Here is a 14244-nt window from a genome sequence, read left to right on the forward strand (position 1 = left end):
CAAAGTGTAGACTTTATCAGAATGTTTCGTTAGAATAGACTATGTTAGTAAAACAATTTTATGCAAATGTTTGATGGGAGGATGTATTATGAATATCCATGAATATCAAGGGAAAGAGATTCTGAGAAAATATGGTGTAGCTGTACCAAACGGAAAAGTTGCTTTTTCCCCTGATGAAGCAGTGAAAGTAGCGAAGGAACTTGGCTCTAATGTAACTGTAGTCAAGGCGCAAATTCATGCAGGTGGACGCGGTAAAGCCGGTGGTGTAAAAATCGCTAAAAACCTTGACGAGGTACGTACGTACGCAAAAGAATTATTAGGGAAAATTTTAGTGACTCATCAAACAGGTCCTGAGGGAAAAGAAGTAAAACGCTTGTACATTGAAGAAGGTTCTGATATCCAAAAAGAATACTATTTAAGTTTAGTTTTAGACCGTGCAACTTCCCGCGTAACAATGATGGGATCTGAAGAAGGCGGTATGGATATTGAAGAAGTAGCGGAAACAAATCCGGAAAAAATCTTCAAAGAAGTAGTTGATCCAGTTGTTGGATTAACAAGTTTCCAAGCACGTCGTATGGCGTTTAATATGAATATTCCAGCAAACCTTGTAGGGAAAGCTGTTAAATTAATGTTAGGTTTATATCAAGCATTTATCGACAAAGATGCATCAATTGTTGAAATTAATCCACTTGTAGTAACTGGACAAGGCGATGTAGTGGCACTAGATGCTAAGTTCAATTTTGATGCGAATGCATTATACCGACATAAAGATATTGTCGAATTACGCGATTTCGATGAAGAAGATCCAAAAGAAATTGAAGCGTCAAAATATGATTTAAGCTATATTTCTTTAGATGGTAACATTGGCTGTATGGTTAATGGTGCTGGTCTTGCTATGGCGACTATGGACACAATTAGCTACTACGGCGGTAGCCCGGCCAACTTCCTTGATGTAGGGGGCGGTGCAACAGCTGAAAAAGTAACAGAAGCTTTCAAAATTATCCTTTCTGATCCACATGTAAAAGGCATTTTTGTAAACATTTTTGGCGGAATTATGAAATGTAACATTATCGCTGAAGGCGTTGTGACAGCTGCTAAAGAAATCGGTTTAGCTGTGCCACTAGTTGTACGTTTAGAAGGTACAAATGTAGAACTTGGAAAAGAAATTTTAAATGCATCTGGTTTAAACATCGTTGCAGCTGATTCAATGGCTGACGGTGCACAAAAAATTGTGGGACTAGTAGGCTAAGGAAGGCAGGGAGAACAATGGCTGTATTTATTAACAAAGATACGAAGGTAATTGTACAAGGGATTACGGGCGAAACAGCTCTTTTCCATACGAAGCAAATGCTTGAGTATGGTACTAAAATCGTAGCAGGTGTAACACCAGGTAAAGGTGGACTTGAAATCGAAGGAGTTCCTGTTTTCAATACAGTGGCAGAAGCTGTAGCTGCAACAGGCGCGACAACTTCAGTTATCTACGTTCCTGCTCCATTTGCAGCAGATGCTATTTTAGAAGCTGTTGATGCTGAATTAGAATTAACAATCTGTATTACTGAACATATTCCTGTTCTTGATATGGTGAAGGTTAAACGTTACATGGAAGGCAAAAAGACTCGCCTAGTAGGTCCAAACTGTCCAGGTGTTATTACAGCTGATGAATGTAAAATCGGTATTATGCCTGGTTATATCCATACAAAAGGCCATGTAGGAGTTGTATCTCGTTCTGGTACATTAACTTATGAAGCAGTACATCAATTAACACAAGCTGGCATTGGTCAAACAACAGCTGTTGGGATCGGTGGAGACCCTGTAAATGGTACTAACTTCATCGATGTTCTTGAAGCGTTTAATAATGACCCAGAAACGTATGCAGTAGTTATGATTGGTGAAATCGGTGGTACAGCTGAGGAAGAAGCAGCTGCATGGATTCAAGCGAATATGACGAAACCTGTCGTTGGCTTTATTGGTGGACAAACTGCACCTCCAGGCAAACGTATGGGGCACGCAGGTGCTATCATTTCTGGTGGTAAAGGAACAGCTGCAGAGAAAATTAAAGCTATGAATGCGGCAGGCATTGAAGTAGCAGAAACACCATCTGTTATTGGTGAAACACTGATTAAAGTAATTAAAGAAAAAGGGCTATACGAAAAGTGTAAAACCCATTAAAATGGAAGATGTAGCACATAGTTGCTACATCTTTTTCCTTATTTATACACTGTTTATCTCCCTTCATTAAACAATTTCCTATTTACTGTATTGAAAATTACATCACGAAGTTGTGTTCAAATCATCATGCGGTCATTTACTTTCTTCTATTATAAAGGAGGTTTATAGAATGATCCTTGCAGTTGATACACAGAGATTACTAGCTTTGCATTATGTATATCCTTTACCTCTTCAAAAACTTCAACGATTATTGTCCCCAGTGAACGTTTTAAACACTTTTGAAGAAGCTCATTATGATGAAATCGCAAATTTTTTACAAATATCGTCACATAAAGCATTGCAAATTTCTCGAAACTTTCGACAAATTATGACAATCCCATTTGAAGAGGCCTATGCACGGGCCAATATTTTCCCCATACCTTTTTATCATCCTTATTTCCCGGCGCAATTATTTGAAATATCCAGTCCTCCTACTGTATTGTATGTGAAAGGTCAGTATTCCCTGTTAACAAACAAGAAACAGATAGCTATTATAGGCTCTAGGAAGGCTACAGCGTATTCGAAAAGAGCATTAGACCTAATTGTCCCATCACTAGTTCAATGGGGGTATACGGTCGTAAGCGGGCTAGCTAGAGGCGCTGATACAATGGCACATAGGGCAACAATCGATATGGGTGGGCACACAATGGCTGTGCTTGGGCATGGTTTTAATTATCTCTATCCAAAAGAAAACCAAATATTGGCGAAGGAAATGGCTAATCAACAGTTATTAATAACTGAGTATCCTCCATATATGAAACCCGAAAAATGGCATTTCCCAATGCGTAATCGAATCATTAGTGGTTTAGCTCAAGCGTTAGTTGTGACAGAAGCAGCGTTAAAAAGTGGTACGCTTATTACAACAGAACTTGCATTAGAGCAAGGGAAGGATGTATTTGTAGTACCGGGACCTATTGATGCAACACAGTCCAAGGGGACCAATCAATTACTTGTGGATGGAGCAATTCCAGTAATAAATGGTCATCAAATCGTTGAAACACTGGACCTGTTTTCTAACAAAAATTGAAAAAAAGTTGCATTATCTTAAAATCTGTTATACATTTTGCAACAGGTAACTTAAAAATTTAGTAAAAGACCTCGCTAAGGGGGAGACATAGATGGCGGATTATTTAGTGATTGTAGAATCACCAGCAAAAGCAAAAACAATTGAACGTTATTTAGGCAAAAAATATAAGGTGAAAGCATCAGTTGGACATGTACGAGATCTTCCACGTAGCCAAATGGGTGTGAGTGCGGAAAATAACTTTGAACCTAAATACATTACGATTCGTGGTAAAGGACCTGTTTTACAGGAATTAAAATCTGCGGCTAAAAAAGTGAAGAAAGTCTATCTAGCGGCCGATCCAGACCGCGAGGGAGAAGCGATTGCTTGGCACCTTGCGACTGCATTAAATATCGATATTAACTCGGATTGTCGAGTTGTATTTAACGAAATTACGAAAGATGCGATTATTGAGTCTTTTAAAAACCCACGTCCTATTAACATGGATTTAGTAGATGCACAGCAAACAAGACGTATATTAGATAGACTTGTTGGCTATAACATTAGCCCAATTCTTTGGAAAAAGGTGAAGAAGGGTTTATCAGCAGGCCGTGTACAATCAGTAGCGCTGCGCATGATTATTGATCGAGAAAATGAAATTAAAAACTTCCAACCAGAAGAATATTGGACGATTGAAGGTACTTTTGAAAAAGGAAAAAAATCGTTTGATGCACTTTACTATGGAAATGGCAAAGAAAAAATTAAGCTAACAAATGAGGAACAAGTAAAGACCGTTTTAAAAGGTGTTAAAGGGACAAACTTTAATGTTGTTAATGTTTCTAAAAAAGAGCGTAAACGAAATGCTGCACCAGCCTTTACAACTTCTTCGTTACAACAAGAAGCAGCGCGAAAATTAAATTTCCGAGCAAAGAAGACGATGATGCTTGCACAGCAATTATATGAAGGTATTGATATTGGTAAAAAAGAGGGAACAGTCGGTTTAATCACTTATATGCGTACCGATTCCACACGTATTTCTGAAACGGCAAAAACAGAAGCGGTTTCTTTCATCGAGTCAAAGTATGGAAAAGAGTATATTGCAACAGAAATAAAGCAGACGAAAAAGGCTTCAAATGCGCAGGACGCCCATGAGGCAATTCGTCCAACAAGTACGATGAGATCACCAGAGGAATTAAAGGCAGTCCTTAGTCGTGATCAGTTACGTTTATATCGCTTGATTTGGGAGCGCTTTATTGCAAGTCAAATGGCTCCGGCTATACTTGATACTGTGGCGGTAGATCTTCAAAATGGTGATGTTTTATTCCGTGCGAACGGCTCACAAGTTAAATTTGCAGGTTTTATGAAGCTTTATATCGAAGGTACCGACGATCAAACAGAGGAAACGACAAAGCTTTTACCTGAGATGGAAATTGGTGATCAAGTAAAATCGCTTGAAATTGAACCTAAGCAGCATTTTACACAGCCACCACCACGCTATTCAGAGGCGCGACTTGTTAAAACGATGGAAGAATTAGGTATAGGTCGCCCATCCACATATGCACCGACCCTCGATACAATTCAGCGCCGTGGCTATGTTGTGTTAGATGCAAAACGCTTTATGCCAACAGAGCTAGGCGAAATCGTACACCAACTCGTACTAGAATTTTTCCCTGATATCATCAATATCGAATTCACTGCACAAATGGAACAAGATTTAGATGATATTGAAGAAGGTAGTCGTCAATGGAAGAATATTGTGGAAGAGTTTTATAAAGACTTTGAAGTCCATGTTAAACATGCAGACGAGGCAATGGAGAAAGTAGTAATAAAAGATGAGCCAGCTGGAGAAGATTGTGAGCTTTGTGGATCACCAATGGTCTATAAGCTAGGGCGATATGGTAAATTTATGGCTTGCTCGAATTTCCCGGATTGCAGAAATACAAAAGCTATTATGAAACCTATTGGTGTAAAATGTCCATCGTGTGAAACAGGCGAAATTGTGGAGCGTAAAAGTAAAACGAAGCGTCTATTCTACGGTTGTAATCAATATCCGGAATGTGAATTTGTGTCTTGGGACAAACCAATTAGTAGACCATGTCCGAAATGTAGTGCATTATTAGTAGAGAAAAAGATTAAAAAAGGTGTCCAAATTCAATGTACAAAATGTGACTATGAAGAAGCACCAACACAATGATAGGAAGATGGTAAAATCATGACTGAACAAGTAGTAAATGTAATAGGAGCGGGCCTGGCAGGTAGTGAAGCAGCTTGGCAAATAGCAAAACGCGGTGTGAAAGTAAGACTGTATGAAATGCGTCCCGTAAAGCAAACGCCTGCACACCATACAGATAAATTTGCAGAGCTTGTTTGTTCTAACTCGCTACGTGCAAATGGCTTAACAAATGCTGTAGGTGTTATTAAGGAAGAAATGCGTATTTTTGATTCTGTCATTTTAAAGGCAGCAGACCAATGTTCTGTACCAGCTGGAGGAGCATTAGCAGTAGACCGTCATGAGTTTGCAGGTTATGTGACAGAGGCAGTGAAAAATCATCCATTGGTGGAGGTTATTCACGGAGAAGTGACAGAAATTCCTGAAGGTATAACAGTTATTGCTACAGGTCCTTTAACTTCGAAAGCTTTGGCTGAAAAAATTCAAGGTTTAACAGGTCTGGATTATTTATACTTTTATGATGCTGCTGCACCAATTATTGAAAAAGATAGTATAGATATGGATAAGGTTTATTTAAAATCTCGTTATGATAAGGGAGAAGCAGCTTATTTAAACTGCCCAATGACGAAAGAGGAGTTTGATCGTTTCCGTCAAGCATTAATCGAAGCAGAAGTAGTGCCTTTAAAAGAATTCGAGAAAGAAATCTACTTTGAGGGCTGCATGCCAATCGAAGTTATGGCAGCTCGTGGAGAGAAAACAATGCTATTTGGCCCAATGAAGCCAGTCGGACTAGAAGATCCGAAAACAGGGAAACGTCCATATGCCGTAGTACAACTTCGCCAGGATGACGCTGCTGGTACTCTTTATAATATTGTTGGCTTCCAAACACATCTAAAATGGGGTCCTCAAAAAGAAGTATTGCAGCTAATTCCAGGATTAGAGAACGTGGAAATTGTACGTTATGGTGTTATGCACCGAAATACCTTTATTAATTCACCAAAAGTGTTAGAAAAAACATACCAACTTCGTGAACAAAAGAATATTTTCTTTGCCGGTCAAATGACAGGTGTTGAAGGGTATGTTGAATCAGCTGGAAGTGGATTAATAGCTGGAATAAATGCAGCTCGTTTAGCATTGGGACATGAGCCAATCATTTTCCCATTCGAAACGGCGTTAGGAAGTATGGCGCGTTATATAACAGAAGCGCAATCGAAAAACTTCCAGCCAATGAACGTTAACTTTGGTATTTTCCCTGAATTACCACCTGGTCGCCGTTCAAAACCAGAGCGCGCTGAAATGCATGCAACACGCGCAATAAGCACAATTCACAATTTTGTGAATTCACAAACAATTTAATTGCCAAAAGCCTCTAAAAGTTGTTATACTCTTAGAGGCTTTTTCTTTTTGTAGATAAAATGCTTGCTTAGACATGTTTTATTATTTTGTATGGAGATTTTCTCAAAATATAACTAATTACACTTGCTATCTTACAAAGATAGGTATAGTGTCAATATGTATGTTTATTAATGATGGTTTACGATACAAACTTGTAAGAGATGACAAAGAATTATTTATCCGTTATATTACAAGTGTCAGTCATTTGAGAAAATTATTAATAAATTATTGGTGGTGAATCTTTCTATGTTAGTTTCGTCCCAAGATGCACTCGAACAGTTCATGCTTTATATCCAAGTTGAAAAGAACTTCTCTGTTCATACAGTGCGAGAATATGAATCAGACCTGCTGGATTTTTTGGCCTTCTTACAAGGGGAAGGAATTCATGATTTAGCGAGTGTTGAATATATACATGCACGTCTTTATGTAACAAAGTTGTACGACGAAAAAAGAGCAAGGGCTTCTATTTCTAGAAAAATATCCTCAATACGCTCCTTCTTCCGCTTTCTAAATAGACAGTATGGATTTGATGATGGGGCATTTCGTTCTCTTTATCATCCAAAAAAAGAATCTCGTTTACCAAATTTCTTCTATGAAGAAGAATTGATGCAGTTATTTGATGCGAATACCGGGGATGATTTGAAATCATTGAGAAATATGGCTATATTAGAGCTGTTATATGCGACAGGTATTCGTGTAAGTGAGCTGACTTCCATTCAAGTTAAGGATGTAGATTTTCATTATTCCATCATACGAGTTATGGGAAAAGGTCGGAAAGAACGAATTATCCCATTCGGTCAATTTGCGAGTTTAGCAATGCTGGACTACATAGAGCAGGCTCGTCCTAGATTGATGAAAAAGACTAATCATCAGCAATTGTTTGTCAATATGCGAGGTGGGGAACTTACTCCACGAGGGGTACGTCATGTTTTAAACGAAATGATTGACAAGGCCTCACTCCATACGAAAATTTACCCACACATGCTTCGCCATACTTTTGCAACACATTTATTAAACAATGGCGCGGATTTGCGAACGGTGCAGGAGTTATTAGGCCATTCGCATTTATCTTCTACACAGGTTTACACACATGTAACAAAAGAGCACCTACGTCAAACATATATGAATGCTCATCCAAGGGCATAATAGAGTTAAGGAGGAAAGCAGATGGGACAAATTCATGCGACTACGATATTTGCAGTTCATCATAACGGAGGCTGTGCCATGGCTGGTGATGGTCAAGTAACTTTAGGAAATGCAGTTGTGATGAAAGGTACAGCGAAGAAGGTCAGACGTCTGTTTAATGGGCAGGTTCTGGCAGGCTTTGCAGGCTCTGTTGCAGATGCATTTACACTATTTGAGATGTTCGAAGGCAAATTGAATGAATATAACGGTAATTTACAACGTGCTGCAGTAGAGGTTGCCAAGCAATGGCGCGGAGATAAAATGCTGCGCCAATTAGAAGCGATGCTATTAGTCATGGATAAAACAACTTTGCTACTTGTTTCTGGTACTGGTGAAGTCATTGAACCTGATGATGGAATTTTAGCCATTGGTTCTGGTGGGAATTATGCTTTATCAGCGGGTAGAGCATTAAAAAAATATGCAGGTGAAACGATGACTGCTCGTGAAATTGCTGAAGCAGCATTAGAAACAGCTGCTGAAATCTGTGTATTTACGAATCATAATATTATCGTGGAGGCGCTGAGCTAATGACGCAAAAAAATTTAACGCCAAGACAAATTACTGAGCATTTAGATCGTTATATTGTTGGGCAAAATGAAGCTAAGCGAGCTGTAGCCATTGCGTTGCGAAACCGCTATCGTCGTTCATTGCTAAATGAAGATATGAAGGCAGAAGTTATTCCTAAAAATATCTTAATGATTGGGCCAACTGGTGTCGGAAAAACGGAAATTGCCAGAAGAATTGCGAAGCTTACAAATGCACCTTTTGTAAAAGTGGAAGCGACAAAATTTACTGAAGTAGGTTATGTAGGTCGTGATGTTGAATCAATGGTCCGTGACTTAGTAGAAGCTTCTCACCGTCTTGTAAAAGAAGAAATGATGGAATCTGTTAAGGAACAAGCAGAGCAATTAGCAAATGAAGCGATTGTGAAACTTTTAGTCCCGTCATTGCGTAAGAAACAGAGCATGCAAAATCCATTCGAAATGTTATTTGGTGGGAAAGAACAAACTTCAACGGACGATACGTCGTCTGAGGAAACAGAAGTACGCTCTAAACGTGCACAAATTGCTATTGATTTACGAAATGGTAAATTGGAAAATGAATGGATTACGGTTGAGGTAACAGAACAAACTCCATCCATTTTTGATGCATTACAAGGCACGGGAATGGATATGTCCGCCAATAATGGTATGCAAGATATGCTATCTAGCTTAATGCCTAAAAAACAGAAAAAACGCCGTGTGCAGGTAAAGGATGCACGTCGTATTTTAACAATAGAAGAAGCAAATAAGTTGATAGATGCAGATGAAGTGGCACAGGAGTCAATTGTTAGAGCGGAGCAAACTGGTATTATTTTTATTGATGAAATCGATAAAATAGCTAGTAAAGAAGGAAATTCTTCTGCCAATGTATCTCGTGAGGGTGTACAACGAGACATATTACCAATAGTAGAAGGTTCAACTGTAACTACGAAGTATGGTGCTGTGAAAACGGATTACATGCTATTTATAGCTGCAGGAGCGTTCCATATGTCGAAGCCTTCAGATTTGATTCCGGAATTGCAAGGTCGTTTCCCAATTCGTGTAGAGCTTGAAAAATTAACAAAACAAGATTTTGTCCGTATTTTACAAGAACCAGATCAATCGCTCATTTTGCAGTATAAGGCATTGCTAGAAACGGAAGGTGTGGAAATCAATTTCACATCTGATGCCATTGAACGTATTGCGGAAATAGCCACAGAGGTTAATCAGGAAACAGATAATATCGGAGCTCGCCGTTTGCACACGATTTTAGAACGTTTACTAGAAGAGCTGTCGTTTGAAGCAGCTGAAATTGCACCAGCGAGTATACCGATCAACGCAGCTTATGTAGATCAAAAACTCGCAGGTATTGTAAAAAACAAAGATTTGTCACAGTTTATATTGTAAGATAAAGCTGATCAGTATCATTCAGTAGTAAAAAACTTTAGAATATTAAGTGAATACTCTTCGGATTATTTATAGGAGGAACATATAATGAATTTATTAGGAAAAACACGTAAAATTAACTCAATGCTACAAGCTTCTGCTGGTAAGCCTGTAAACTTTAAGGAAATGGCTGATACACTAGGAGATATTATTGATAGTAATGTCTATATTTTAAGCCGTAAAGGTAAATTATTAGGTATTTCAATTCACCAACAAATTGAAAATGAGCGTATGAAAAAAATGTTTGAAGAGAGACAATTCCCTGAAGAATACACACATAGCTTATTTACAATCTCAGAAACATCTTCTAATTTAGATATCCATAACGAACATACTGCTTTCCCTGTGGAAAACAAAGATCTTTTCCAAAACGCATTAACAACAATTGTACCAATCGTTGGTGGTGGTGAACGTTTAGGAACATTAATCCTTGCACGTTTATCTTCTCAATTTGAAGATGATGATTTAATTCTTGCAGAGTATGGCGCAACAGTAGTTGGCATGGAGATTTTACGTGAAAAGTCTGAAGAAATCGAAGAGGAAGCTCGTAGCAAAGCGGTTGTGCAAATGGCCATAAACTCACTTTCTTACAGTGAATTAGAAGCTATTGAGCATATCTTTGAAGAGCTTGATGGTAACGAAGGTTTACTGGTTGCCTCTAAAATTGCAGACCGAGTGGGAATTACACGCTCAGTGATCGTCAATGCATTACGTAAACTGGAGTCAGCGGGTGTTATTGAGTCTCGCTCTCTAGGTATGAAAGGAACTTATATTAAAGTGTTAAATGATAAGTTCTTAAATGCATTAGCTGAAATTAAAATGAAATAATTCTTCTTGAAGAAGATAATGAAGGCGTCTAGGTAAAACTAGGCGCCTTTTTGTATGCATTTCACTAGATATTTAGCGATGTAATTGATTGTTATTTTTTGTATAAATACAAATTTGGAGAATATTGATGTTTTTTGTTTCTTTTATCCTAATGTCGTTCATAAAATTGTCACTACAATTAGCATATAAAAATGAAATATGTGATACTTTAGAATAATGGTGAATAAACTGTTAATTGTCTATATTAGAATATTCAGCCATTTGTCGAACTAGTAAAATGGAACCTTAAATTAATTTCATTTTAAAAGGCGATAAAGCTCATAAAAAGGCAAATTTAATACTAAAATCGTAAACACTGTCGAAATAGTGTAAAATAACTAGATGTTAACCAACCTTTCATGAAGCCTAGAGCTACAAGGGATGCAGAAGTATTGTCCCGGTTGAGACGTTAAAAAAATAGGGCGTATATACTATTAAAAAGTGACAAAAGACAATAGACACTAGGTAGCATCTTAATTACAATTGTATTATTGAATATATTAACAAGTACATAGAATTTAATAAATTGAGGTGAACAGTTTTGAATTTATTTGGAGGAACTATTAGTAGCTTGGAAAATGGACTTTCCTATGCGACTTTGAATCATAAAACAATCGCAAACAATATTGCGAATGTCGATACACCTAATTATAAGGCGAAAAATGTTAGTTTTAAGGATATGTTGGCGGAACAAAAGGATATCTCTATTTCTGCCTATCGAACTGACAATAGACATTATGATTTCACAATTCGACAATCTACACCTGGTGTCAATAATATAGAAAATCTACGATACCGAAATAATGGCAACGCAGTAGATATGGATGCTGAACAGGCAAAATTAGCAGAAAATCAAATTTACTACAATGCTTTAATTGATCGTGTAAACGGGAAATTAAACACATTAAACACAGTTATTAAAGGAGGTAAGTAATAGATGTCTATTTTCCATGGGATGAATACCACTGCCTCAGCTTTAACTGCACAACGCTTACGCATGGATGTTATTTCTTCTAATATGGCAAACATGGATACAACTCGAGCTCGTCAAGTTAATGGGGAGTGGGAGCCATATCGACGGAAGTCCGTAACGTTTACAGCACAAGAAGGACAATTTTCAAAGTTTATGAATGTAGCACTTGGGAAAGACGCCAAAAGCGGTGTTGGTAATGGTGTGAAAGTAACTCGTATTGCAGAAGACCGAGAAACACCTTTCAAACTTGTTTATGACCCAACTCATCCAGATGCAAATGCAGATGGTTATGTCAATTTGCCGAATGTCGACCCATTAAAAGAAATGGTAGATTTAATGTCAGCCACTCGTTCTTACGAGGCAAACGTAACAGTATTTAACGCAAATAAATCTATGCTTACAAAGGCATTAGAGATTGGTAAATAAATAAGAAGAAAGGAAGATACATAATGACAATTTCGTCCGTTTCGCTAATGACACCTACTCAGGTTGTAAATGAAACAAATAAACTTAATACGACACCTTATGAAGCCCAACAAAGCTTCGCGAACTCGTTAAAAGAGGCAATAGCCAAAGTTAATGACCAGCAAATCACATCCGATAATTTTACTCAAAAGCTAATTAAAGGTGAAAATGTGGAATTGCATGAGGTAATGATTGCTTCACAAAAGGCGAGCATTACATTAAACGCAACAATTGAAGTTCGCAATAAGGTGATTGAAGCTTACCAAGAAATAATGCGAATGAGCGTTTAATCTTTTATTGAGGGGGGAGAGCCCCTCTCAATGCAGATTAATGACTACCTAAATGGTGGGCTCTTGAAGTTCGCAAATTATTGATGGCTAGGTTATTCACTATAACCGGAGGATTCATAATGAATGAACGATTGACGAAAATAAAAAACGACACCAGTCAATTTTGGAAAAGTCGAAGTAAAAAGCAAAAAATAGTTATGATTGGCTCCTTGATAGGCGTCATCGCTCTTGCTGCAATTGTAACGTTTTTCGCTTCAAAAACTACATATGTTCCACTTTATAAAGATTTATCTACAAGAGAAATTGGACAAGTAAAGGAAGCACTGGATTCACAAGGTGTAACATATCAAATTGCGCCAGGCGGAACATCTATTTTAGTGCCTGAGGAGCAAGTTGACTCCTTATTAGTGCAATTAGCATCAGAAGGATATCCACAAACGGGTACGATTGATTACTCATTTGCAAACAGTTCAGGGTTTGGGATGACAGATAACGAATTTAATCTATTAAAAAAAGCAGCCACTGAAACTGAAATTGCTAAGCTTTTTAGAAACCTTGAAGGCGTTAAAGATGCAAAGGTAATGATTACTGTCCCTGAAGAAGGGGTCTTCGTAACAGATGTGAAAGAGGATGCAACTGCATCTATCGTATTAAATACAGATCCAGGATATAAATTTACAGAGCAGCAAATTACAACTATGTATAATTTGGTGTCAAAAAGTATTCCGAATTTAAAAACTGAGAACATCGTAATCTCTAACCAATTCTCAGAGTACTTTGACTTGAATGCAGCCACAACAGATGGAACATCTACAGCAACGGCTGAAGGTCAATTACAAATGAAAAAGTTAGTCGAACGTGATCTACAACGTCAAGTGCAAAATATGCTTGGTACGTTGATGGGCCAAGATAAAGTAATGGTTTCTGTCACTACGGATATTGACTTCAAGAAGGAAAATCGCGAAGAAAATCTTGTGACACCTGTTGATGAAGAGAATATGGAAGGAATTGCCATTAGTGCTCAAAGAATTACTGAGCAATATTCTGGAACAGGGGCGGCAGCCGCTACTGGAACACCTGAAGCTGAAACAACTACTGATAACTTTACTACCTATAATGAAGGTACATCGGGTAACGGTGATTATGAACGTACAGAAGAAACTATTAACAATGACGTGAATCGTATACGTAAAGATATTCAAGAAGCACCTTATAAGGTGCAAGATATTGGAATTCAAGTGATTGTTGAACCACCAACAGCAACAGATGCAGCGTCATTACCAGACGGTGTTCGCGAAGATATTGAGAAAATTTTAAGCACGATCGTTCGTACAACGATTTCTAAAGACGTAGCAGCTGAGCTTACTCAAGAGCAAATTGATGAGAAAGTAGCCGTATCTGTACAGCCTCTATATGGTAAGGCCACACAGGTTGCTGATGAAAAACCAATGATTCCTTGGTGGGTTTGGGTTATTGGCGGTATCTTATTAGCTGTTATTGTATTGTTAGCATTCTTCATTATCCGTTCTCGTAAACGTGCGCAGGAAGAAGAAGAGCTAAGTATCCTAGAAGAACAAGAAGATTTAATGATTGACGATATTAATGAAGAAATTGAAACGGAAGCTACAATGCGTCGTAAGCAGCTAGAAAAAATGGCAAAAGATAAGCCAGACGATTTTGCGAAGTTACTGCGTAGTTGGATTGCTGAAGACTAACTAGGA

13 protein-coding genes are annotated in these 14244 nt (G+C 37.9%); all 13 read left to right on the forward strand.

The window, feature by feature from the left end:
• Nucleotides 1-88: 88 nt before the first annotated feature.
• The 13 genes from sucC to fliF all read left to right on the forward strand — a co-directional run bounded on the left by sucC (nt 89) and on the right by fliF (nt 14238).
• A complete protein-coding gene (sucC, locus tag AC1Q6O_RS03615; RefSeq protein WP_008181283.1) occupies nt 89-1249 on the forward strand; it encodes an ADP-forming succinate--CoA ligase subunit beta in 1161 nt (386 codons plus the stop codon).
• 17 nt (nt 1250-1266) lie between these two features.
• A complete protein-coding gene (gene sucD / locus AC1Q6O_RS03620; RefSeq protein WP_008181281.1) occupies nt 1267-2169 on the forward strand; it encodes a succinate--CoA ligase subunit alpha in 903 nt (300 codons plus the stop codon).
• A 169-nt stretch (nt 2170-2338) separates the two neighbouring features.
• The gene (dprA, locus tag AC1Q6O_RS03625) at nt 2339-3235 is read left to right on the forward strand and encodes a DNA-processing protein DprA (RefSeq protein WP_492400917.1); all 897 of its coding nucleotides are present in this window, start codon (nt 2339-2341) and stop codon (nt 3233-3235) included.
• A gap of 91 nt (nt 3236-3326) precedes the next feature.
• Nucleotides 3327-5405 carry a type I DNA topoisomerase gene (gene topA / locus AC1Q6O_RS03630; protein WP_008181277.1) on the forward strand — a complete coding sequence of 693 codons (2079 nt, stop codon included), beginning with the start codon at nt 3327-3329 and terminating at the stop codon, nt 5403-5405.
• A gap of 18 nt (nt 5406-5423) precedes the next feature.
• A complete protein-coding gene (gene trmFO / locus AC1Q6O_RS03635) occupies nt 5424-6737 on the forward strand; it encodes an FADH(2)-oxidizing methylenetetrahydrofolate--tRNA-(uracil(54)-C(5))-methyltransferase TrmFO (protein ID WP_008181275.1) in 1314 nt (437 codons plus the stop codon).
• Between the two features lie 285 nt (nt 6738-7022).
• Nucleotides 7023-7922, forward strand: a complete 900-nt coding sequence (gene xerC, locus AC1Q6O_RS03640) for a tyrosine recombinase XerC (protein ID WP_008181273.1) — start codon at nt 7023-7025, stop codon at nt 7920-7922.
• Between the two features lie 21 nt (nt 7923-7943).
• Nucleotides 7944-8489: an ATP-dependent protease subunit HslV gene (gene hslV / locus AC1Q6O_RS03645; protein WP_008181271.1), complete on the forward strand. Its 546-nt coding sequence runs from the start codon at nt 7944-7946 to the stop codon at nt 8487-8489.
• Nucleotides 8489-9889, forward strand: a complete 1401-nt coding sequence (gene hslU, locus AC1Q6O_RS03650; protein WP_008181269.1) for an ATP-dependent protease ATPase subunit HslU — start codon at nt 8489-8491, stop codon at nt 9887-9889. The genes hslV and hslU overlap by 1 nt, the downstream gene beginning before the upstream one ends.
• Before the next feature lie 87 nt (nt 9890-9976).
• Complete coding sequence (gene codY / locus AC1Q6O_RS03655; RefSeq protein WP_025113928.1) at nt 9977-10756, forward strand: GTP-sensing pleiotropic transcriptional regulator CodY; 780 nt, start codon at nt 9977-9979, stop codon at nt 10754-10756.
• Nucleotides 10757-11336: 580 nt separating this feature from the next.
• Entirely contained in the window at nt 11337-11729 is a 393-nt protein-coding gene (gene flgB, locus AC1Q6O_RS03660) for a flagellar basal body rod protein FlgB (protein WP_008180790.1), read from the forward strand.
• 3 nt (nt 11730-11732) lie between these two features.
• Nucleotides 11733-12194, forward strand: a complete 462-nt coding sequence (gene flgC, locus AC1Q6O_RS03665; RefSeq protein ID WP_008180788.1) for a flagellar basal body rod protein FlgC — start codon at nt 11733-11735, stop codon at nt 12192-12194.
• 23 nt (nt 12195-12217) lie between these two features.
• Nucleotides 12218-12523: a flagellar hook-basal body complex protein FliE gene (gene fliE / locus AC1Q6O_RS03670; RefSeq protein ID WP_025113930.1), complete on the forward strand. Its 306-nt coding sequence runs from the start codon at nt 12218-12220 to the stop codon at nt 12521-12523.
• Between the two features lie 119 nt (nt 12524-12642).
• Entirely contained in the window at nt 12643-14238 is a 1596-nt protein-coding gene (gene fliF, locus AC1Q6O_RS03675) for a flagellar basal-body MS-ring/collar protein FliF (protein ID WP_492400918.1), read from the forward strand.
• The last annotated feature ends 6 nt before the right edge of the window (nt 14239-14244 follow it).

This window comes from Lysinibacillus sp. GW823-FHT06C08 (assembly GCF_058795135.1).